This window comes from Sphingomonas hominis (assembly GCF_013328205.1).
Classification (GTDB): domain Bacteria; phylum Pseudomonadota; class Alphaproteobacteria; order Sphingomonadales; family Sphingomonadaceae; genus Sphingomonas; species Sphingomonas hominis.
Map to the genome: position 1 here is coordinate 296435 of NZ_JABULH010000002.1, position 20711 is coordinate 317145.

Sequence of the window (20711 nt, forward strand, 5' to 3'; positions counted from 1 at the left end):
ATGACCGACACCAACCAGTTCGACCTCACTCCCGACCAGCGCGAGATTCAGGAGCTCGCGCAGCGTTTCACCGCCGACCGGATCACGCCGTTCGCCGCAGAGTGGGACGAGAAGTCGCTTTACCCGGTCGACGTATGGAAGGCCGCGGGCGAGCTCGGCTTCGGCGCGATCTACGTCAGCGAGGCGCGGGGCGGCATTGCGCTCGGGCGGCTGGAGGCGGCGCTGGTGATGGAGGCGATGGCGTACGGCTGTCCGACCACCTCGGCGTTCATCTCGATCCACAACATGGCGACGTGGATGATCGACCGCTTCGCCAACGACGAGGTCAAGGACCGCTACCTGCCGAGCCTCGTCACGATGGAGAAGATCGCCAGCTACTGCCTGACCGAGCCGGGCTCGGGCTCGGACGCGGCGGCGCTGAAAACAACCGCGCGACGCGACGGCGACCATTATGTGCTGAACGGCACCAAGCAGTTCATCTCGGGTGCGGGCTACAACGACATCTACGTCTGCCTGGTGCGCACCGGCGAGGAGAAGTCGCGCGGGATCAGCGCGATCGTGGTCGAAAAGGACACGCCCGGCCTGTCGTTCGGCGCACCCGAGAAGAAGCTGGGGTGGAATGCGAGCCCGACCGCGCAGGTGATCTTCGAGGATTGCCGCGTGCCGGCCGCCAACCTGGTGGGCGGCGAGGGCGAGGGGTTCAAGATCGCGATGGCCGGGCTCGACGGCGGGCGGCTCAACATCGGCGCGTGTTCGCTGGGCGGCGCGCAGCGCTGTCTCGACGAGTCGATCCGCTACACCAAGGAGCGCCAGCAGTTCGGGCAGCCGGTCGCGGATTTTCAGAACACCCAATTCACCCTCGCCGACATGGCGACCGACCTGGAGGCGTCGCGCGCTTTGCTGTATCTCGCCGCGGCCAAGGTGACCGCGAACGCACCCGACAAGTCGCGCTTCTCCGCAATGGCGAAGCGGCTGGCGACCGACAACGGGTCCTCGATCGTCGACCGCGCGCTGCAATTGCACGGCGGTTACGGTTACCTGCGCGATTATCCGATCGAACGCTTCTGGCGCGATCTCCGGGTTCACTCGATCCTGGAGGGCACCAATCAGGTGATGCGGATGATCGTCGGGCGCGATCTGGTGCGCCAGTGATGAACCACGTCACCCACGACCTGATCGTCGACACCGCGGGCGCGGTTGGGCGCATCCGGCTGAACCGGCCCAAGGCGATCCACGCGCTCAACACCGCGATGTGCGACGGTGTGCTTGCCGCGTTGGAGCAGTGGCGCACCGATCCTGACGTACGCGTCGTCACGCTCGATCATGCGGAAGGTAGGGGTTTCTGTGCGGGCGGCGACATCCGCATGCTTGCCGACAGCGGGGCGAAGGACGGCGCGGAGGCGCGACAGTTCTTCTTCACCGAATATCGCATGAACCATCGTCTGTTCACCTACGCCAAGGACGTGGTCGCGTTCATGGACGGGATCACGATGGGCGGCGGCGTCGGCATCTCGCAGCCGTGCCGGTACCGGGTCGCAACCGAGAACACGCGGCTGGCAATGCCCGAGACGGGGATCGGCTTGTTCCCCGACGTTGGCGGCGGCTGGTATCTGTCGCGGCTGCCGGGTCGGATCGGTCAGTATCTCGCGCTGACCGGACATCGGCTCGACGGTGCGGAATGCCACGCGCTCGGCTTGGCGACGCATTACCTGCCCGCTGGCGCGCTGGACGAGGCGAAGGCACGGATCGCCGAGGGGCCGCAAGCGGTGCTCGATGAGCTCGCGGTCCCGGCACCCGAGGCGCGCATCCTCGCGCAGCGTGACGCGATCGACCGGCTGTTCGCCTCCGACCGGCTGGAGGAGGTGTTCGCCGCGCTGGAAGCGGACACGTCCGACTTCGCGCGCGAGACGCTTGGCATACTGCGCACCAAGTCGCCGCAGACGATGAAGGTGTCGCTGCGCCTGCTGAAGGACGGCGCGACCATGGCGACCTTCGCCGACGAGATGCGGCAGGAATATGCGGTCGGCAGCCGCGTGGTGCAGCGGCACGATTTCCTGGAGGGCGTGCGCGCGGTGATCGTCGACAAGGACAATGCGCCGAAGTGGGATCCCGCAACGCCCGAAGGTGTCAGCGATCACGTGATCGATCAGATCTTCGCGCCGTTGCCCGACGACGAGGCGTGGACGACGCACGACTGACTTTGAGGAGTTCCGACATGGCCGAGTACGAAACCATTCTGGTCGAGCAGCGCGAGCGCGTGACGCTCGTCACGCTCAACCGTCCGCAGGCGCTGAACGCGCTCAACAGCCAGGTGCTCGCCGACCTGCTCGCCGCCTTCGCCGCGTTCGACGCCGACGCGTCGCAGGGCTGCGCGGTGCTGACCGGCAGCGAGAAGGCGTTCGCCGCCGGCGCCGACATCAAGGAGATGCAGGCACAGGGCTTCGCCGACATGTACGGCGGCAACTTCTTCGGCGGGTACGAGCGGCTGACGCAGACGCGTAAACCCGTCATCGCCGCGGTCGCAGGCTATGCGCTGGGCGGCGGGTGCGAGCTCGCGATGATGTGCGACTTCATCCTCGCGGCGGACTCAGCGAAGTTTGGCCAGCCCGAGATCAAGCTGGCGGTATCGCCCGGCATGGGTGGGTCGCAGCGCCTGACCCGCGCGGTCGGCAAGGCAAAGGCGATGGAGATGTGCCTGACCGGGCGCATGATGGACGCGGCCGAGGCCGAGCGCGCCGGTCTCGTCAGCCGCGTCGTCCCGGCCGCCGAGCTGGTCGAGGAAGCGGTGAAGACCGCGGCAACGATCGCGGGCATGGCGCCGCTCGCCGTTATCGCCAACAAGGAAATGGTCAACGCCGCGTTCGAGACGGGGCTGGCGCAGGGCGTTCAGTTCGAGCGGCGGCTGTTCCACGGCCTGTTCGGCACCGCCGATCAGAAGGAAGGCATGAGCGCCTTCGTCGACAAGCGTCAGGGAAATTGGTCGGGCAAGTGACCCGCCTCGTCGTCCTGCGCGGGAGAGAAGCGGACCGTGCTGGCTGCTGAGTACGGTGCGAAGCGGCGGCTGCCGCCCGCTTCATCCAACACCGTTACCCCGGACTTGATCCGGGGTCCCGCTTCTTGCGCGGGTCAAGGTAGCGGGATCCCGGGTCAAGCCCGGGATGACGGTGGGTGAGAGCAATCGATCACCCGCACGGGTCGCTTCGTCGGGACGCAGTGATTTTACCTCTCCCTCCTGGGGCGAGGATATGGAGAGGATAAGGTAATGGCACGCGTCGGTTTCATCGGGCTGGGCAACATGGGCGGCGGGATGGCCGCGAACCTCGCCAAGGCGGGGCATGACGTCCGCGCGTTCGACCTGTCGGCAGACGCGCTCGACAAGGCGAGGGCGGCCGGGTGCCTGCCGGTCGCCTCAGCGCGCGAAGCGGCGGAGGGCGCGGAAGCGATCGTCACCATGCTACCCGCAGGCACCCATGTCGAGCAGGTCTACCGCGAGAGCGTGTTCGACGCCGCACCCCCCTCGGCGGTGCTGATCGATTCGTCCACGATCGACGTCGCGACCGCGCGGCGGGTGGCGGAGGCGGCGACCGCACGCGGGCTGCTCGCGGTTGATGCGCCGGTGTCGGGCGGCATCGCGGCGGCGAATGCGGGAACGCTCACCTTCATGGTCGGCGGCAGCGACGCGGCGGTCGCCGAGGCGAAGCCGTTCCTCGACGCCATGGCGAAATCGGTGTTCCACGTCGGCGCGAGCGGCGCGGGGCAGGCGGTGAAGATGTGCAACAACCTCGTCCTCGCCTCCACGATGATCGCGACGTGCGAGGCGTTCGCGCTCGCCGAGAAGCTCGGGCTCGACCCGCAGGCGTTCTACGACGTCGGCAGCGTGTCGACTGCGCAGAGCTGGTCGATGACGTCCTATTGCCCGGTGCCGGGCGTCGGACCGGAGAGCCCGGCGGATCGCGGCTATCAGGGCGGCTTCGCGACCGCGTTGATGCTCAAGGACTTGCGGCTCGCGATGGCGGCGGCGGCGGACGCGGGGGCCGACGTGCCGATGGGGACGCGGGCGAGGGAATTGTACGAGGTGTTCGCGGATGCGGGCGAGGGTGCGACCGACTTTTCCGGCATCATCAAGACATTCTCGCAGGCAAGCCCGGATCGGGCATAACAAGCGTTGCGTCGGCGCTGAATCACGTTATCGTACGGCACAGGAGAGGATGCCGTAACGGCACCGACGACGAGGGCGAGAACAGGGGATGCCCATCCAGCGGGGGGCGGCGGGTGAACCGTCGCGCGATCGGTCGCGTGTGCCAGTGGGTGGTCGAGCGGCGCGGCGGCGCAACTCGGCCGACCTGCTGCTCGACGCCGCCAGCGCGTTGATGATCGAGCGCAACTCGGTTCACATCACCTTTGCCGACATCGCCGAACGATCGGGGCTCAATTCCGCGCTGATCCATTATCGTTTCGGCGGGAAGCCGGGGCTGTTCCGCGCCCTGCTCGAACGCGACGCCGGCGGCGTGTTCCCGCACCTCGACGAGCTGATCAGTTCGAACCGCAGTGCGGCGGAGAAGCTGCGGCTGCATGTGCGCGAGATCATCCGCGTCTACTGGCGTTACCCCTACATGAGCCGGCTGGTTGCCACGATGACGGCCGACACCGCGACGGAGAGCGCGCGCTTCATCGCCGAGCGCTTCACCCGCCCGATCGCCGACGCGCACGCCGCAATCCTGGCGCAGGGCGAGGCGGAGGGGCATTTCCGCCGTGTCGATCCGATGCTGTTCTATTTCTCGTTGTTCGGCGCATGCGAGCATCTGTTCAGCGCGCGTCACTCATTGTGCTGGGCGTTCGGCGTCGGCGAGATCGACGAAGCGCTGAGCCGCCGCTACGCCGATCATGTCGCGACGACGCTGCTCGACGGCATCGTCGTGCGCGCGTGCGGCAGCGCCTGACACGCTACAGCGCCCACTCGGCCGTCAGCCAGACCTTGCGCGTGTCCGCGCCGAACCGGTCGGCCATATAGTCGGCGTAGCGTGCCGACCACGTCACCCCGCCGAGCGTCGCGCTGGCGAGCAGGTTGAGTTCGTCGCCGTAGCTGCGCACGCGCCGGTCGCTGTCGTAATGATGGACGAACGCTGATAGCTCGACGCCGCGCGCACGACCCAACTCCGGCCAGCGCGCGCCTACCCCGGCGTAGACGTCGCGTACGCCGTCCGCCGGCGTGGTGGTGAATTTGTCCGCCCAACCCTGAAACCCGAACACCGCGCCGAAGGGCGTCTGCACGCTGGTCAGCGCGCGGCCGTCGTCGGCGCCCAGCACTTCGTAGCCGATCGTCGCCGACACCGCCCGGCGCGACAGCTTGGCCTCGCCGAGCCAGTAATCGGCGGCGTAATCGTTGGGGTTGTGTGCGTAATCGCTCTGCCGCGCGTAGCTGGCCACGTAATCCACCGAATAGCCGCCACCGAGCGCGCGTTTGCCTGCCAGCCGCACGCCGTAAGTCTGGCTAGACAGGCGGTAGCCCTGGTAGGCGGCCTCGTCGGCGTCGACCAGATAGGCGAAGCCGGTCAGCGTACCGATCGGCGAGGCGTAACCGAGCAGCGCGAACACATTGTCGCCGCTGACCGCCTGCGGGCGCGCGCCGCGCCCGTCGATGCCGTTGATCGTCCGCACGCTCCACGCGTAGCTGACGTCGAGCGTCAGCTTCGGCGCGAGCGTTGCTTGCGCGCGCACCGCGTCGAACGTCTGCGCATTCTGCCGGAACTTGGCCGCGCCGACGAATCGCTGGTCGGCGAGGATCAGATACTGCCGCCCAACCGTCAGCGTGGCGCGGTCGGGGATCGTGTAGGCGATCTGCGCGCGGTTGAACTCGACGTTCTGCGGATCGGCGACGATCGGCCGGCCAGTATCGCCCTCCAGCCCGTCGAAGTATTCGGTGCCGATCGCGAGCGTACCTTCGCCCTCGATCAGCGCGAATAGCCGGCTGCGCTTGGCGACGACGCCGGCGCGCACGCGCATCGTCACCGCATTCGAGTCACGCGGAAGGTCCTGCTCGACGTGTTCGTAGCGCAACCGCGTCTCGGCGAGCGGTGCGAGCTCGATCGTCTGCGCGGCGGCGCTGCCCGCCATCACCACCGAGACGGCGAGTGCGGGAAGAAAATAACGCTGCATGATCACCCCTTTACGGGGGCGGCTCATGCGACAGGCGCGGGCTCGCGTGCAAGCCCGCGCCAGTTGGCGATCAGACCGGTGCGCCGACGACCGTCTTCACTTCCATGAAGTCGGTCAGACCGTATTTCCCGTTCTCGCGCCCGTTGCCCGACTGTTTGTAGCCGCCGAAGGGCGCGGCGATGTCGGGGGACCAGCTGTTGATCGTGACCAGCCCGGCGCGCAGGCGGCCAGCAACCTTGGCCGCCTCCGCCGGATCGCCCGAGATTGTCGCCGACAGACCGTATTCGGTGTCGTTGGCGATGCGCACGCCCTCGTCGATCCCGTCATAGGTCGTGATCGTCGCGACCGGCCCGAACGTTTCCTCGCGCGCGATGCGCATGTCGGGCGTCACGTCGGTGAACAACGTCGGTTGGATGTAGAAGCCAGAGTTGCGCCCGTCGGGCCGCCCGGGGCCGCCGGTGACGAGCGTCGCGCCCTCGTCAATCGCCGACTGGATCAGCGCTTGAATCTTCTCATATTGCGCCTTGTTGACGACCGGGCCGATGTGCTGCCCTTCCTCCAGCGGGTTGCCGACCTGCGTCTGCTCCATCATCGACTTCACGATCGCGGTCGCCTCGGCGGCCTGGCTCTGGTGGACGAGGAGGCGCGTCGGCGCGATGCAGCTCTGTCCCGAGTTGGCGAGCACGCCCGCCACGGTCGGGGGCAAGACCTTGCCCAAATCCGCGCCCTCCAGCACCAGATTGGCGGCCTTGCCGCCCAGTTCTTGATGCACGCGCTTGACCGTCGCCGCGGCTGCCTGCGCGACTGCGATTCCGGCGCGGGTCGATCCGGTGAAGCTGACCATGTCGACCCCGCGGTGCGCCGACAGTGCCGCGCCGACGCCCGGACCATCGCCGTTGACGAGGTTGAACACGCCCGCGGGCACGCCCGCCGCGTCCATGATCTCGGCCAGGATCACCGCGCAGCTCGGCGCCTCTTCGCTCGGTTTCAGGATCATCGTGTCACCGGCGGCGAGCGCGGGCGCGACCTTGGCGCAGATCTGGTTGAGCGGCCAATTCCACGGCGTGATCATCGCTACGACGCCGAGCGGTTCGTGGACGACCTTGGCCTTACCGATCACCTCCTCGAACGCGAACGCGTCCAGCGCCTTCAGCGTCGCGGCGAAATGCGCCAGGCCGGTCGGTGCCTGTGCCGCCATCGCGAGCCCGATCGGCGCGCCCATCTCCTGCGCCATCGATTTCGCGAGATCGGAAATACGCTTCTTATACTCGCCAAGAATTCGCGTCAGCACCGCCTTGCGCTCGTCGACGCTGGTCTGCGACCAAGTCTCGAACGCTGTGCGCGCCGCCTCAACCGCGCGGTCGACGTCGGCGGGGGTGCCGATCGTAATCTCGGTGCAGGGCTGCTCGGTCGCGGGGTCGATCACCTGATAGGTGCGGCCGCCGTCGCTCTCGACCCACTCACCGTTGATGTAATGTTTGAGGTAGCTTTGCATCGCTCTCCACCGCCCTTGTTGATGGCATAACAAAAATCATGGGCCGGGGACGGACCGGTTGCAAGGCGAAACGTGACGCGGAACCCCGGCGTTCGGTCGTGCCACGCTGGCACGCTCCGCGTCGGGCTTAACGCCGTGTGGCAGGTGAGCGGCTGCGTTAACCCTCTTTGCGGATGGGCGCTTAAGGCTCGCGCGTGCAGGGCTGGCGGGATCAAGGAGTCCTCATCGATGCGCAAGATCCTGCCTCTCGTCGCGCTCGCGCTGACCGCACCCGTCGCGGCGCAGCAGGGCGGACCGTTCACGGTGCAGAAGAGCGGTGAATCGTTCACTACGCTCGACGACGCGCTGATGGCGGTGCGCGGGCAGGATGCCACGGTGGTGATCGCGCCGGGCACGTACCGGCAATGCGCGGTGCAGCAGGCGGGGCGCATCACCTTCAAGGCGGCGCGGCCGGGTTCGGTGATCTTCGACGGCACCACCTGCGAGGACAAGGCGGCGCTGGTGCTGCGCGGCGGCGGATCGGTCGTCGACGGCATTGTGTTTCGCAACATGCGCGTCAACGACGGCAACGGGGCGGGCATCCGGATCGAATTGGGCGACCTGACCGTCACCAATTCGATGTTTCTCGACAGCCAGGAGGGGATCCTGGGGTCGACCGACCAGCCGACGCGGATCCGCATCGACCATTCGACCTTTGCCGGGCTCGGCCAGTGCGACGAAACGCCCGATTGCGCGCACTCGATCTATCTCGGCACCGCCGGCAGCGTGACAGTCACCAACTCGCGCTTCGAGCGCGGCCGTGGCGGGCATTACGTCAAGATCCGCAGCCCGCGCGTCGTTATCACCAACAACAGCTTCGACGACACGCAGGGGCGCAAGACCAATTACATGATCGACCTGCCCAATGGCGCGACCGGACGGATCGCCGACAACGTCTTCGTGCAAGGAACGCACAAGGAAAATTGGTCGGGCATGATCGTGGTCGCGGCGGAAGGTCAGGAGAATTCGTCCGCCGGGTTGCAGGTGGAGGGCAACACCGCCTCGCTCGCGCCGGGTCAGGACAAGCATCCCGCCTTTCTCGCCAACGGCAGCGGGCAGCGGCTGGCGCAAGGGCAGAACCGGCTGGGCGCGGGGATCAAGCCGTACGAGACGCGCTAGCCGCAACGTTTCGCTTCCATCGCGGACGCGGTCGCGGCTAGTGCAAGTCGCATCATGATCAAGCACGCGCTTTCCGTCACTCGCGAGGGTGATTTCGCCCAATGGTATCAAACCGTCATCAGCGAGGCCGATCTCGCCGAGGAGAGCGGCGTGCGCGGGTGCATGGTGATCCGCCCGTGGGGTTACGGCATCTGGGAGCGGATGCAGCGGCTGCTCGACGACGCGATCAAGGCGACGGGGCACGAGAATTGTTACTTCCCGCTGTTCATCCCCTTGAGCTACTTCGAGAAGGAAGCCGAGCACGTCGAGGGTTTCGCCAAGGAGATGGCGGTCGTCACGCACCACCGGCTGGTCGCGGACGGCAAGGGCGGGCTGGTGCCCGACCCGGCCGCCAAGCTCGAGGAGCCGTTGGTCGTCCGCCCTACCAGCGAGACGGTGATCGGCGCGGCCTTCTCGCGCTGGGTACAATCGTGGCGCGACCTGCCGGTGCTGATCAATCAGTGGGCCAATGTGGTACGCTGGGAGATGCGCACGCGCATGTTCCTGCGCACCGCCGAATTCCTCTGGCAGGAGGGGCATACCGCGCATGCCTCGGCCGAGGAAGCGCGCGACGAGACGCTCAAGATGCTCGAAGTCTACCGCGACTTCGCCGAGAACGCGGTCGCGCTGCCGGTGATCGCGGGCGAGAAGCCGGAGAACGAGCGCTTCCCCGGCGCGGTCGCGACCTACTCGATCGAGGCGATGATGCAGGACGGCAAGGCGCTGCAAGCCGGCACGTCGCACTTCCTTGGCACCAATTTCGCCAGCGCGCAGAACATCCGCTTCCAGAATGCCGAAGGGCAGCTCGAACTCGCCAACACGACGAGCTGGGGCGTGTCGACGCGGATGATCGGCGGGCTGATCATGGTGCACGGCGACGACGACGGCCTGCGCGTGCCGCCGCGCGTCGCGCCGTGGCAGGTGGTGATCGTGCCGATGCTGCGCGACAACCCGGACGACGCCGCGCTGGTCGATTATTGCAAGGCGCTCCAGCAAGCGTTGGCCGCGCAGAGCGCGCTCGGCGAACCGGTGCGTGCGCTGCTTGATCTGAAAGCAGTCAAGTCGACCAACAAGCGCTGGTCCTGGGTCAAGAAGGGCGCGCCGATCGTGATCGAGGTCGGCGGGCGCGACATGGCCGCGGCCAACGTCTCGGTGATCCGCCGCGACCGATTGTACCGCGCCGACGGCAAGCTCGACAGCGTCGGGACGGTGAAGGACGATTTCGTGGCAGGCGTGGGCGACATGCTCCGCGACATTCAAGAGTCGCTGTTCGAGGAAGCTTCGGCACGGCTCAAGGCGAACATCTCGACCGCCGACGACTGGTCGGAGGTCGAGGCGCATTTCGCGGAAGGCAACAAGACGCCCGGCTGGCTCGACGTGCGCTGGTCGCGCCCGACCGGCGCGGCGCTTGATCAGGTGGTCGAGCGGTTGAAGGCGTTGAAGCTCACGCTGCGCAACGCGCCGATGGGGCAGACCCATCCTGAGGGTCAGTGCATCTTCACCGGCGAGCCGTGCGTCGAGCGCGTGCTGGTCGGCCGCGCTTATTGATTATCCTATGTGCTCGCCCGCACAGGTGACGCGGGCGGATGCACGTCCTATCTCTTGGGCGTGCCAAGAAAACCACAGAAGGTCGGCCTGCCGACCCGCGAACAGATCCTCGACTTCATCGCGACATCGGCGCAGCCCGCGGGCAAGCGCGAGATTGCGCGCGCTTTCGCGCTCTCCGCGCAGGAGAAGATCGGGCTGAAGGCGCTGTTGAAGGACATGGCGGACGAGGGGCTGATCGACTCCGCGCCCGGCCGCGCGTTCCACAAGATGGGCGGGGTGCCCAAGGTGACGGTGTTGCGCGTCACCGACGTCGACGACGGCGGCAACGTCTGGGCCGCACCGGAGAAGTGGGACAGCGACGCGCCATTGCCGCGCATCCGCGTGCGCGAGCAGAAGCGCGGCGCGCTGGGCGTCGGCGAGCGTATCCTGGCGCGAACCGAGGAGACAGGCGGCGGGATCACTGCGCACCCGATGAAGGTGCTGAAACCCACCTCGGAACAGGTGATCGGCGTGCTGCGCGGCGAGGGTGATCGCCTGTGGCTGCAAGGCACCGATAAGAAGGAGCGTCGCGAATATGCGGTGTCGGACGCGGGCGGCGCGCAGGCGGGCGAACTCGTGTCGGCCGAACTCGCCGGCCGCCCGCCGCGGATCACCGCGCGGGTGGTGCAGCGGCTGGGCGATCCGTTCGCGCCGCGCAGTTTCTCGCTGATCGCGATTCACAAGCACGGCATCCCCGACGTGTTTGCGCGCGAGGCGCTGGATGAGGCCGAGCGCGTCGCGCGCCAGCCGCTGGGAGACGATCGCGAGGATCTGACGCACCTGCCGATCGTCGCGATCGATCCCGCCGACGCGCGCGACCACGACGACGCAGTCTGGGCAACGCCTGACGACGATCCCGAGAACGCGGGCGGGTGGCGCGCGATCGTCGCGATCGCGGATGTGAGCTTCTATGTCCGCCCTGGCAGCGCGATCGACCGCGAGGCACGCGCCCGCGGCAATTCGGTCTATTTTCCCGACCGCGTCGTGCCGATGCTGCCCGAGATATTGTCGGCCGACGTGTGCTCGCTCAAGGAAGGCGAGGACCGCGCCGCGCTCGCCTGCCATTTGCAGGTGACCAAGGCAGGCGCACTAAAATCGTGGCGCTTCACCCGCGCGACCGTCCGGCTCGCCGCCAACATCGCCTACGAGGACGCGCAGGCGACGATCGACGCCGGCGACGGCGCGCAGATCGACGCCCTGCGCCCGCTGTGGGATTGCTGGCACGCGCTAGCCGCAGCGCGCGACAAGCGCGAGCCGCTCGACCTAGACCTGCCCGAGCGGCGCGTCGTGCTCGACGAGAAGGGTCGCATCATGTCGGTCGCTGCGCGCGAGCGATTGGACGCGCACCGCTTGATCGAGGATTACATGATCGCGGCCAACGTCGCGGCGGCGAAGGCGCTGGAGGCCAAGAAGGCACCGGTCATGTACCGCGTCCACGAACCCCCCGCGCGCGAGAAGCTGGTGGCGCTAAAAGACTATCTCGACACGTTCGGCGTGCCGTTCGCGATGGGGCAGGTGATCAAGCCTGCGACGTTCAACCGTATCCTGGAGCGCATCGGCGATGCCGATTTCCGTCCGCAGGTGATGGAGCAGGTGCTGCGCACGCAGACGCAAGCCTATTACGCGCCGCTCAACCACGGGCATTTCGGGCTGTCGTTGGGAAGCTACGGCCATTTCACCTCGCCGATCCGGCGCTACGCCGATCTGCTCGTCCACCGCGCGCTCGTCTCGGCCTACGCGCTCGGCCCTGGTGGACTGAACGGCGACGAGAATTTCGAGCATCTCGGCGAGCAGATCAGCAAGCTGGAGCGCCGCGCGATGGAAGCGGAGCGCGACACGATCGACCGCTACGTCGCCGCCTTCCTCGCTGAGCGCGAGGGCGAGGTGGTCGAGGTGCGGATTACGGGCGTGACCAACTTCGGCTTCTTCGCGACGGTCGACGGGATCGGCGGCGACGGGCTGATGCCGGTGCGCGATCTCGGCGGCGAGTATTTTCGCTTCGACGAGGGCGCGCGCACGCTGACCGGTGAGCAGAGCGGCGAGCAATATGCGCTCGGCCAGCGGCTCGAACTCCGCTTGGCAGAGGCGAAGCCGGTGTCGGGGGCGCTGCGCTTCGAGCTTCCCGAGGGTCGGTTCGCACCCCCCGGTTCGTCCTCGCGCGACCGCGGCAAAGCGGGTAGGGAACGCGCGCCGAACAAGGCCGGCCGCGTGCTCAAACGACGCGGACGTCCGGCGAACATCCGCCACGACGGCAAGCGATAGGATCGAACATGGCAGGCGAGATGGTTTCGGCTCTGGTGGTGGGCACGCGCCGCCGCATCGTCGACTATTTCACGAACGCGGGCGCGACCAAGCCCGATGCCGCATTGCCCTACGCGCCCAAGGCGCGGCTGGAGAAGCGGCTGTTCCGCCGCATGGTCGATTTCGGCTTGCTGGTCGAGGTGAAGCAGGGCCGCTTCTGGCTCGACCAGGATCGTTTGTCGGACTTCAAGAAGGAGTCGCTCGCGCGCGTGCTCGGCACGATCGCGCTGGCAGGCTTCGCCGCCGCGGGTGCGATGGCGGTCGGCGGGTAATCGTCGAACATCCCGGGCAATGCTCGGGATGACCGGGAACGCGCGCGCTGCCTACACCGCGGCGAAGGTCATCCCTGCGCGCGCCGCCAACCGGTCGCGCAGCGTCGTGCCCATCAGCGCGCCGGGCGTCCAGACGCCACCCGCGCCATCCACGTCCTGCACCAGACACAAGGCGCTTTCCGCCAACATCTTGCACGTGCAGCCGTAACCGGGATCGCGGTCGCCGGTCACGACCGCGTCGACGCGGTCGCCCGCGTCGGTCAGCCCGACGAACAGGATGTCGAAACTGCCCGCCTCGCGCTCGGCCTTGGTCGGCCCCTCGCCGGGTTTCGGTCCCTTGTCGCCGCCGAATGGGTTGAGCTTGCCCAGCGCTTCGGCCGCGGCGCGACCCATGTCGCCCAGGCCCGTCACCACCATCTCGTCATACACCATGTCGCCCCACGGCTGCCCCAGCAGGAAGTTGGTGCGGTGCACGTTCTTGGTGTTGATCGGCGCCATGACGAACGGCGCGACCCATGATTCGATTGTCGGATCGTACTCGGGCAGCAAGCCCGACGGCTGGTTCGGCCCCTTGTGCCCCGGCGTCAGCGCGAACGGATCGGCGAGCAGCGGGATCAGCGACGGCTTCTTCGCCGCCGCCGCCATTGTCGCCTTGAGGCTCGCCGCGGTGCCGCCCGAGAAGCCGCCCTTCATCGAGCGGACACGCCCCTTGATCCGCGACACCGGCCGGCCCAGCCGCGCCATTGCGGCTTCCTGCACCGTCATCACGCCCAGGTCGAAGGGGATCGAGTCGAACCCGCACGAGAAGACGATCCGCGCGCCGCTCGCCCGCGCAGCGGCGTGGTGCCGGTCGATCATCTCGCGCATCCACCCCGGCTCGCCGCACAGGTCGACGTAGGCCGTGCCGGTCTCAACGCAGGCGGCGACCAGATCGCTGCCGTAAAGCTGGTACGGTCCGACCGTGGTGATGACCACCGCGGTGCGGGCGCACATGGCGCGCAGCGACGCGGGTGCCTCGGCATCGGCGGTAACGAGCGGCACATTGTCCGGCACGCCCATCTCGTCGCGGACCTGCTCGAGCTTGGCCTGCGAGCGACCGGCCATCGCCCAGCGCACCCCGCTCGGATAGGTCAGCGCGAGATATTCGGCGACGAGGCGGCCGGTATAGCCGGTCGCGCCATAGACGATGACGTCGAACTCGCGCCCATGATCCTGTGCCATGCCGTTCCCCTACCTAATGTCGTGCGCCTCGTGGCGTCGCTTTAGTCAGTAGACCGGAACCGGCGGCCGGGCACAAGCCGGCGATCAGCTCGCCGCGGGAGGCACGGTCTCGACCACCGGTGCGGGGCGGGTCCACGACGTCAGCGCCTGCTCGGCGCGGGCGAGGCCGTCGTCGCTCTCGATCGCGGCATCGATCGGGCGGCTGCCGAGCGCGTCGTCGTGGGTGTTGAGAAAGGTCATCGCCGCGTCGCGGTCGCCCAGCGTCACGAAGGCGAGCTGCGCGATCCGGCCCTGGCGCGCGGCGGCGCCGCGGTCCATCGCGACACGCGCGGGGCGGAAGCGGCGCGTCGCGGGTACCGACTTCGCCGGCGGTTGTGTTGTGTCCTCGTCGCTCAACTCACGCGCCCCGCGATCAACGTCTCGGCGCCCATCGTGTGACGCAACGACGCGATACGCTCGCCGTACCCGCGCGCCAGCCCATAATGCGCGACGCGCGCCTCGCTGCTCGCACCGGCGCGCGCGCGCAGGAGAGAAATCTGGTGTCGTTGCAAAAGGTAGTTGAGATCCATGCCACGCTCCTTGTTGTAAGCGGGAGCCCGGATCGTCTCTCAGCCGCTGGCGCCTACGATCGGGTTGCCAGCGATGACGTTCATATAGGGCAAGGCGCGGTGAATTGATACCCGCCGCGGCCGGGCCGCGTTCACGCCGCCTCGTTAAACTGCAAGCTGGCGAGCCGCGCGTAGAGCCCGCCACGCGCGAACAGCGACGCGTGGGTGCCCTCCTCGACAATGCGCCCGCCGTCCATCACGACGATGCGGTCGGCGGCGCGCACGGTCGCCAGCCGGTGCGCGATGACGATCGTGGTGCGGTCCGCCATCAACCGCTCGAGCGCGTCCTGCACCAGCCGCTCGCTCTCCGCGTCGAGTGCGCTGGTCGCCTCGTCGAGCAAGAGGATCGGCGCGTCACGCAGCAGCGCGCGCGCGATCGCGACCCGCTGTCGCTGCCCGCCCGACAGGCGTGCGCCGCCTTCGCCCAGGAAGGTGTCGAGGCCGTCGGGCAACGCACGCAGGAAGTCTGCGGCGTTGGCGGCCTCCGCCGCGCGCCAGATCGCGGCATCGTCGGCGTCCCAGCGGCCGTAGCGCAGGTTGTCGCGCGCGCTGGTGCCGAAGATCACCGTCTCCTGCGGCACCATCGCGATCCGTGCGCGGACCTCGGCCGGGTCGGCGTCGCGCAACGCCACGCCGTCGACGCTGATCGTGCCCGATGCGGGATCGTAGAAGCGTTGCAGCAATTGGAACAAGGTCGACTTGCCCGCGCCCGACGGTCCGACCACCGCGACCGTTTCGCCCGGCGCGACCGACAGCGTGAAATCGTGCAGCGCGGTCACATCGGGGCGGGTGGGATAGCGGAACTCGACATCGGCGAAGGCGACGCGGCCCTGCGCCGGCTGCGGCAAGGCAACGGTTGTGGCAGGCGGTGCGATCTCCGGCCGCTCATCGAGCAATTCGGCCAGCCGTCCGGCGGCACCCGCACCGCGCAGCAGATCGCCGTACACTTCGGTCAGCGCGCCGAACGCGCCCGCGACGATGCCGCCGGTCAGCACGAAGGCCGCGATCGCGCCGCCCGACAGCCGCCCGGCCGCGACGTCGATCGCGCCCTCCCACATGACAAGCGTGATTGCGCCAAAGACGAGCCCGATGACGATCGCGGTCATCACAGACCGCAGCAGGATGCGCTGCTTCGCCGCCGCCATCGTCGCCTCGACCGCGTCGCCGAAGCGCTGCGCCTCGCGGCGTTCCTGCCCGAACGCCTGGACGATCTTCATCGCGCCCAGCGTCTCGGTCACGATCGCGCCGACGTCGGCGATCCGATCCTGCGAGGTGCGCGAGTAGCTACGCACGCGTTTGCCGAGCAGCGCGATCGGCGCGATGATCAGCGGGATCGCGATCACCAGCAACCCGGTCAGCTTGGGCGAGATGGTGAACAGGTAGACGAGCCCGCCGACACTGGTGAAGGCGTTGCGCAGTGCGATCGACACCGTGCTGCCGACCACCGTCTCGATCTGTCCGGTGTCCGCGGTCAGCCGGCTGGCGATCTCCGACGGGCGGTTCTCCTCGTAGAAGCGGGGGGTGAGCGTCAGCAAGTGGCGCTGCACCTGCGCGCGGATGTCGGCGACGACGCGCTCGCCCAGCCACGACACGAAGTAGAAGCGGAACGCGGTGCCGATCGCCAGCACGACCACGATCATCAGCATGTAATGGAACGCGCCCGACACCGCCTCGCTGCTGCCACCCGCCGCGAAGCCGCGGTCGATCACGCGCTTGAAGCTGTAGGGGATGGCGATGGTCGCGGCCGACGTGACCGCGAGCGCGAGGCAGGCGGCGGCGATCTGCGCCGGGTAACGCCGCGCGGCGCGCCACACCATCGACAGGTTGCCGATACGGCGCGAAGGGGCGACCTCGGGCGTGCTGGCGGGAGGGGTGCTGGCCATCGTCGCGCCCTAGCAGCGCGGCAGGTGTGGCTCAATCGCCACCCGCGGCACGAAGCCGCACGCCGGATCATGCAACATCATTGTGCAGTGCAGCGTTTCGGCTAGGATGATGAGCCCCTATCTGGGGGCGGAGAGGCATACCCGATGTTCTATGACGCCTATGAACTGCAACGCTCCTGGCTATCGTCCGCGAGTGCAATGGCGACCGCGACCGCCGGCTGGCTGAACAATGCGGCAAACCCGTTCGCCTATCTCGGCGGCGGGCCGGTGATGGCGAGCGCGTTGGAAGTGTTCGCGCACGCAGCGGCATCGCGCGGCAAGCCTGCCTTCGGCCTGCACAGCACGACGATCGACGGGCGCGAGGTTTCGATCACCGAGGAGGTGGTGCTTGCGCGACCGTTCGGCGACCTCAAGCGGTTCCGGCGCGAGGGCGTCGAGGGTGGACCCAAGCTGCTGATCGTCGCGCCGATGTCGGGGCATTTCGCGACGCTGCTGCGCGGCACCGTGGAGCGGATGCTGCCGTTCGCCGACGTCCACATCACCGACTGGCACGATGCCAAGAACGTGCCCGTCGATGAAGGTCGCTTCGACCTCGACGATTACGTCGACTATCTCGTCGCTTTCCTTGAGGCGATGGGCAGCAACGAGGGGCAGGGCGGCACGCACATGCTCGCGGTCTGCCAGCCTTCGGTGCCGAGCCTCGCCGCGGTCGCGGTGATGAGCGCGGACGGCAATTCGGCACGGCCGAAGTCGCTGACGATGATGGGTGGTCCGATCGACACGCGCGAGGCACCGACCGCGGTCAATACGCTCGCGACCGAGCGGCCGTTCGCCTGGTTCGAGCAGAACGTGATCGCGACCGTGCCGGCGTGCCATCCCGGTGCCGGCCGGCGCGTCTATCCCGGCTTCCTGCAACTCACCGGCTTCATGTCGATGAATCTGGGCAATCACATGCTGAGCCACTGGGAGATGTTCAAGCATCTGGTGCAGGGCGACGGCGCCAGCGCGCAGGCGACCAAGGACTTCTACGACGAGTACCGCTCGGTCGCGGACATGACGGCGGAATTCTACCTCCAGACGATCGACGTCGTGTTCCAGGAGCACAAGCTGCCAAGGGGCATGATGACGCACCGCAGCCGCGCGGTCGATCTCGGCGCAATCACCGACGTGGCGCTGCTCGCGATCGAGGGCGAGCGCGACGACATCTCGGGGCTGGGGCAGACCAAGGCGGCGCTGACGCTCGCCACCAACCTGCCCGAGGAAAAAAAGCGTTACCTGATGGCAGAGGGTGTAGGCCATTACGGCATCTTCAACGGCTCCAAGTGGCGCGACCGTATTGCGCCGGTGGTGGAGCAGTTCATCACCGCCAACGCCTGATACAACAAGAGCCGGCCGCGGGGTACGCGGCCGGCTCCTGCATCACGCCGAGCGGGGCTCAGGCGTTCGAGTTCTCGGCCGTGGTCTCGACCTTGGCGTGGCTGCCTTCCTCGCCGGCCTTGATCGTGCCGCCGAACAGCTGCTTCACCTTGCCGGTGATGCTCATGTCGGTTTCCCACAACTCCGCGCTGTCGACGTCGACCTGCAGCAGCGCGAGGTTCGGGTCTTCCTTGCCGCCCGGGAACCATGCCTCGACCTGGTTATTCCACAGCTTGTCGATCAGTGCGCGGTCGTTGTTGATGTGGCCGCGGCCGGCCAGGCAGGCGAAGAAATCGTGTCCCTTCGACACGAATTGCACCATCAATTTGTCCTTGCCGGCGACGCGGTTATCCTTGCCGATGAAGAAGAACAGGGTGTCGACCTGATCCTGATCGAGCTGCACCGCCAGCGGCTCGCTGTGCGTGCTGCCGTCCGCCGGGCCGACCATCAGGTACGGGCTCTCGGCCATCTTCTTCCACATGTCGGTCTTGAGCTTCTTGGGATCGGTGTTGGCGTCGGCCATCGTCGTCTCTCCTGATTGAAGGCGTCGGCGGGAGAACGAGGCGGGGCAGGGTTGGTTGCGCGGGCGTATCGGACCTGCTTGGATGACCGGCGGCGGCATTGTCGCCGTCGAACCGAGAAGGTGAACTATGTCACTCACCGACTTGTCGCAGGTACTTGCGGCGCTCTTCGGCTTCGGGATGCTTGTCCTGAAGATCGTCGAGGTCGCTCGCAAGAACTAGGCACGGGCGGGCTCGACCTGGCAGTCGAGCCCCAAACGCCAAGAACCCCGATCGCTGGCACGATCGGGGTTCCCGAAAAGGCGCTATGTCATCGCCTGATCAATACATAGCGTATCGGTCCTGACGGTTCAATTACAAGACCTCGAACAATCCGGCCGCGCCCATGCCGCCGCCGACGCACATCGTGACGACGACGTACTTCGCGCCGCGACGTTTGCCCTCGATCAGCGCGTGGCCGGTCATGCGCGCGCCCGACATGCCGTAAGGGTGGCCGATCGAGATCGCGCCGCCGTTGACGTTGAGCAGTTCGTCAGGAATGCCGAGCTTGTCGCGGCAGTAGAGCACCTGCACCGCGAACGCCTCATTCAGCTCCCACAGCCCGATGTCGTCCATCTTGAGGCCGTTGCGCTCGAGCAGCTTGGGGATCGCGAAGACGGGGCCGATGCCCATCTCGTCGGGTTCGGTGCCGGCAACCGCCATGCCGACGTAGCGACCGAGCGGAGTCAGCCCCTTCTTCGCCGCGACGCTCTCCTCCATCAGCACGCTGGCCGACGCGCCGTCCGACAGCTGCGACGCATTGCCCGCGGTGATGTTGAGGTCGGGGCCGAGCACCGGCTTCAGCGACTTCAGACCCTCCAGCGTCGTGTCGGCGCGGTTGCCCTCGTCCTTCGACAGCGTGACTTCCTTGTGGGAGACTTCCTTGGTCTCCTTGTTCGTCACCGCCATCGTCGCGGTGACGGGCACGATCTCGTCGTCGAACTTGCCCGCGGCCTGCGCGGCTGCGGTGCGCATCTGCGACTGGTAGCCGTACTCATCCTGCGCGTCGCGGCTGATGCCGTAGCGCTTGGCGACGATCTCCGCGGTCTGGAGCATCGGCATGTAGATGTTCTTGTGCATCGCCAGCAGCTCGGGGTCGGGCGCGACGCGCATCTGCGGCGTCTGGACCAGGCTGATCGAGTCGACGCCGCCGCCGATCGTCACGTCCATGCCGTCGACCACGACCTGCTTCGCCGCAGTCGCGATCGCCATCAGCCCGCTCGCGCACTGACGGTCGAGCGACATGCCCGACACGGTGGTCGGCAGCCCGGCGCGCAGCAACGAGGTGCGCGCGATGTTGCCGGCCTGATGCCCCTGTTGCAGCGCGGAGCCGAACACGACGTCGTCGACCTCGCCACCGTCGATCTTCGCGCGCTCAACCGCGGCCTTGATCGCGTGGCTGGCGAGCGTGGGGGAGGGCAGGTTGTTGAACGCGCCGCGGTAGGCGCGGCCGATCGGGGTGCGGGCGGTGGAGACGATAACGGCGGAACGCATGGGCGGGCCTTTCAGGAGACGAAGTTACGGTAAGTGGAGGTTCAAACGCAGGTCAGTTGAAGACCTGCGTGATCCATTCGGCGATCATCGCGGGCTTGTCCGAGCCTTCGATCTCGATCGTGGTCTCGGTGGTGTATTGATACTGACCGGGGCGCTTCTCGTCGAACTGGACAATCTTGGAGCGGCCGCGCACGCGTGAACCCGAGGGAACGGGGGCAAGGAAGCGGACTTTGTTGCCGCCGTAATTGACGCCCATCTTCACCCCGTCGAGCCGCGGTGCGTCAGGCGTCTTGGCGGCGAGTTGCGGCAGCAGCGACAGCGTCAGGAAACCGTGCGCGATCGTGGTGCCGAACGGCGTCAGCTTCGCCATTTCCGGGTTCACGTGGATGAACTGGTGGTCACCGGTTGCGTCGGCGAACTTGTTGATCATGTCCTGCGTCACCTCGACCCAGTCGGAAACGCTTTCCTGGCCGATGCTGGCTTTCATCTCGTCTGCGGTCACGACGATTTCCCCTCGGGCT

General features: G+C 67.5%; 19 protein-coding genes. 10 read left to right on the plus strand and 9 right to left on the minus strand.

Annotation, left to right across the window (positions count from 1 at the left end; all coding sequences use genetic code 11):
* The 5 genes from HRV97_RS06520 to HRV97_RS06540 all read left to right on the plus strand — a co-directional run bounded on the left by HRV97_RS06520 (position 1) and on the right by HRV97_RS06540 (position 4940).
* Positions 1 to 1152: an acyl-CoA dehydrogenase family protein gene (locus HRV97_RS06520; protein ID WP_174193180.1), complete on the plus strand. Its 1152-nt coding sequence runs from the start codon at positions 1 to 3 to the stop codon at positions 1150 to 1152.
* Positions 1152 to 2198, plus strand: coding sequence for an enoyl-CoA hydratase/isomerase family protein (locus HRV97_RS06525; RefSeq protein WP_174193181.1), 1047 nt, complete (start codon positions 1152 to 1154; stop codon positions 2196 to 2198). The genes HRV97_RS06520 and HRV97_RS06525 overlap by 1 nt, the downstream gene beginning before the upstream one ends.
* 17 nt (positions 2199 to 2215) lie before the next feature.
* A complete protein-coding gene (locus HRV97_RS06530; RefSeq protein WP_174193182.1) occupies positions 2216 to 2992 on the plus strand; it encodes an enoyl-CoA hydratase in 777 nt (258 codons plus the stop codon).
* A gap of 270 nt (positions 2993 to 3262) precedes the next feature.
* Positions 3263 to 4159, plus strand: a complete 897-nt coding sequence (gene mmsB / locus HRV97_RS06535) for a 3-hydroxyisobutyrate dehydrogenase (RefSeq protein WP_174193183.1) — start codon at positions 3263 to 3265, stop codon at positions 4157 to 4159.
* A gap of 88 nt (positions 4160 to 4247) precedes the next feature.
* Positions 4248 to 4940 (plus strand): TetR family transcriptional regulator, encoded by a 693-nt coding sequence (locus HRV97_RS06540; RefSeq protein ID WP_174193184.1) that lies wholly within the window; start codon positions 4248 to 4250, stop codon positions 4938 to 4940.
* A 4-nt stretch (positions 4941 to 4944) separates the two neighbouring features.
* Here the strand turns inward: HRV97_RS06540 and HRV97_RS06545 are convergent, their stop codons facing one another.
* Both HRV97_RS06545 and HRV97_RS06550 read right to left on the minus strand, forming a co-directional pair.
* Complete coding sequence (locus tag HRV97_RS06545) at positions 4945 to 6156, minus strand: hypothetical protein (RefSeq protein WP_174193185.1); 1212 nt, start codon at positions 6154 to 6156, stop codon at positions 4945 to 4947.
* A gap of 70 nt (positions 6157 to 6226) precedes the next feature.
* Positions 6227 to 7651 carry an aldehyde dehydrogenase family protein gene (locus HRV97_RS06550; protein ID WP_174193187.1) on the minus strand — a complete coding sequence of 475 codons (1425 nt, stop codon included), beginning with the start codon at positions 7649 to 7651 and terminating at the stop codon, positions 6227 to 6229.
* A gap of 228 nt (positions 7652 to 7879) precedes the next feature.
* Between HRV97_RS06550 and HRV97_RS06555 the strand changes: the two genes are divergently transcribed.
* Genes HRV97_RS06555 through HRV97_RS06570 form a run of 4 tightly spaced genes read left to right on the plus strand, consistent with a single transcriptional unit; the run spans position 7880 to position 13008 of the window.
* Positions 7880 to 8809: a right-handed parallel beta-helix repeat-containing protein gene (locus HRV97_RS06555; RefSeq protein ID WP_174193189.1), complete on the plus strand. Its 930-nt coding sequence runs from the start codon at positions 7880 to 7882 to the stop codon at positions 8807 to 8809.
* Positions 8810 to 8863: 54 nt separating this feature from the next.
* A complete protein-coding gene (gene proS / locus HRV97_RS06560) occupies positions 8864 to 10396 on the plus strand; it encodes a proline--tRNA ligase (protein ID WP_174193191.1) in 1533 nt (510 codons plus the stop codon).
* A 60-nt stretch (positions 10397 to 10456) separates the two neighbouring features.
* Complete coding sequence (locus HRV97_RS06565) at positions 10457 to 12697, plus strand: VacB/RNase II family 3'-5' exoribonuclease (RefSeq protein WP_174193779.1); 2241 nt, start codon at positions 10457 to 10459, stop codon at positions 12695 to 12697.
* 8 nt (positions 12698 to 12705) lie between these two features.
* Complete coding sequence (locus HRV97_RS06570; RefSeq protein ID WP_174193194.1) at positions 12706 to 13008, plus strand: hypothetical protein; 303 nt, start codon at positions 12706 to 12708, stop codon at positions 13006 to 13008.
* Between the two features lie 51 nt (positions 13009 to 13059).
* Here HRV97_RS06570 and HRV97_RS06575 read toward each other — a convergent pair whose 3' ends face one another.
* The 4 genes from HRV97_RS06575 to HRV97_RS06590 form a co-directional block, all read right to left on the minus strand.
* Complete coding sequence (locus tag HRV97_RS06575) at positions 13060 to 14229, minus strand: saccharopine dehydrogenase family protein (protein ID WP_174193196.1); 1170 nt, start codon at positions 14227 to 14229, stop codon at positions 13060 to 13062.
* An 84-nt stretch (positions 14230 to 14313) separates the two neighbouring features.
* Positions 14314 to 14625: a hypothetical protein gene (locus tag HRV97_RS06580; protein ID WP_174193198.1), complete on the minus strand. Its 312-nt coding sequence runs from the start codon at positions 14623 to 14625 to the stop codon at positions 14314 to 14316.
* The gene (locus HRV97_RS06585; RefSeq protein ID WP_174193200.1) at positions 14622 to 14798 is read right to left on the minus strand and encodes a hypothetical protein; all 177 of its coding nucleotides are present in this window, start codon (positions 14796 to 14798) and stop codon (positions 14622 to 14624) included. The genes HRV97_RS06580 and HRV97_RS06585 overlap by 4 nt, the downstream gene beginning before the upstream one ends.
* A 131-nt stretch (positions 14799 to 14929) precedes the next feature.
* Positions 14930 to 16720 carry an ABC transporter transmembrane domain-containing protein gene (locus HRV97_RS06590; protein WP_174193203.1) on the minus strand — a complete coding sequence of 597 codons (1791 nt, stop codon included), beginning with the start codon at positions 16718 to 16720 and terminating at the stop codon, positions 14930 to 14932.
* A gap of 144 nt (positions 16721 to 16864) precedes the next feature.
* On the opposite strand from HRV97_RS06590, the gene HRV97_RS06595 reads away from it, so the two are divergent.
* Positions 16865 to 18097, plus strand: coding sequence for a polyhydroxyalkanoate depolymerase (locus HRV97_RS06595; protein ID WP_174193205.1), 1233 nt, complete (start codon positions 16865 to 16867; stop codon positions 18095 to 18097).
* A 58-nt stretch (positions 18098 to 18155) separates the two neighbouring features.
* On the opposite strand, the gene HRV97_RS06600 is transcribed toward HRV97_RS06595, so the two are convergent.
* From HRV97_RS06600 to HRV97_RS06610, 3 genes are all read right to left on the minus strand, one after another.
* Positions 18156 to 18659, minus strand: a complete 504-nt coding sequence (locus tag HRV97_RS06600; RefSeq protein ID WP_174193207.1) for a pyridoxamine 5'-phosphate oxidase family protein — start codon at positions 18657 to 18659, stop codon at positions 18156 to 18158.
* A 352-nt stretch (positions 18660 to 19011) separates the two neighbouring features.
* Positions 19012 to 20190 carry an acetyl-CoA C-acyltransferase gene (locus HRV97_RS06605; RefSeq protein ID WP_174193209.1) on the minus strand — a complete coding sequence of 393 codons (1179 nt, stop codon included), beginning with the start codon at positions 20188 to 20190 and terminating at the stop codon, positions 19012 to 19014.
* Between the two features lie 52 nt (positions 20191 to 20242).
* Entirely contained in the window at positions 20243 to 20677 is a 435-nt protein-coding gene (locus HRV97_RS06610) for a MaoC family dehydratase (RefSeq protein ID WP_174193780.1), read from the minus strand.
* Positions 20678 to 20711: the final 34 nt, after the last annotated feature.

Bases quoted from the DNA above. Each gene is read 5' to 3' on its own strand.
- HRV97_RS06520 (WP_174193180.1), top strand. From the start codon at position 1: ATGACCGACACCAACCAGTTCGACCTCACTCCCGACCAGCGCGAGATT.
- HRV97_RS06525 (WP_174193181.1), top strand. From the start codon at position 1,152: ATGAACCACGTCACCCACGACCTGATCGTCGACACCGCGGGCGCGGTT.
- HRV97_RS06530 (WP_174193182.1), top strand. From the start codon at position 2,216: ATGGCCGAGTACGAAACCATTCTGGTCGAGCAGCGCGAGCGCGTGACG.
- mmsB (WP_174193183.1), top strand. From the start codon at position 3,263: ATGGCACGCGTCGGTTTCATCGGGCTGGGCAACATGGGCGGCGGGATG.
- HRV97_RS06540 (WP_174193184.1), top strand. From the start codon at position 4,248: ATGCCCATCCAGCGGGGGGCGGCGGGTGAACCGTCGCGCGATCGGTCG.
- HRV97_RS06545 (WP_174193185.1), bottom strand. From the start codon at position 6,156: ATGCAGCGTTATTTTCTTCCCGCACTCGCCGTCTCGGTGGTGATGGCG.
- HRV97_RS06550 (WP_174193187.1), bottom strand. From the start codon at position 7,651: ATGCAAAGCTACCTCAAACATTACATCAACGGTGAGTGGGTCGAGAGC.
- HRV97_RS06555 (WP_174193189.1), top strand. From the start codon at position 7,880: ATGCGCAAGATCCTGCCTCTCGTCGCGCTCGCGCTGACCGCACCCGTC.
- proS (WP_174193191.1), top strand. From the start codon at position 8,864: ATGATCAAGCACGCGCTTTCCGTCACTCGCGAGGGTGATTTCGCCCAA.
- HRV97_RS06570 (WP_174193194.1), top strand. From the start codon at position 12,706: ATGGCAGGCGAGATGGTTTCGGCTCTGGTGGTGGGCACGCGCCGCCGC.
- HRV97_RS06575 (WP_174193196.1), bottom strand. From the start codon at position 14,229: ATGGCACAGGATCATGGGCGCGAGTTCGACGTCATCGTCTATGGCGCG.
- HRV97_RS06585 (WP_174193200.1), bottom strand. From the start codon at position 14,798: ATGGATCTCAACTACCTTTTGCAACGACACCAGATTTCTCTCCTGCGC.
- HRV97_RS06590 (WP_174193203.1), bottom strand. From the start codon at position 16,720: ATGGCCAGCACCCCTCCCGCCAGCACGCCCGAGGTCGCCCCTTCGCGC.
- HRV97_RS06595 (WP_174193205.1), top strand. From the start codon at position 16,865: ATGTTCTATGACGCCTATGAACTGCAACGCTCCTGGCTATCGTCCGCG.
- HRV97_RS06600 (WP_174193207.1), bottom strand. From the start codon at position 18,659: ATGGCCGACGCCAACACCGATCCCAAGAAGCTCAAGACCGACATGTGG.
- HRV97_RS06605 (WP_174193209.1), bottom strand. From the start codon at position 20,190: ATGCGTTCCGCCGTTATCGTCTCCACCGCCCGCACCCCGATCGGCCGC.
- HRV97_RS06610 (WP_174193780.1), bottom strand. From the start codon at position 20,677: ATGAAAGCCAGCATCGGCCAGGAAAGCGTTTCCGACTGGGTCGAGGTG.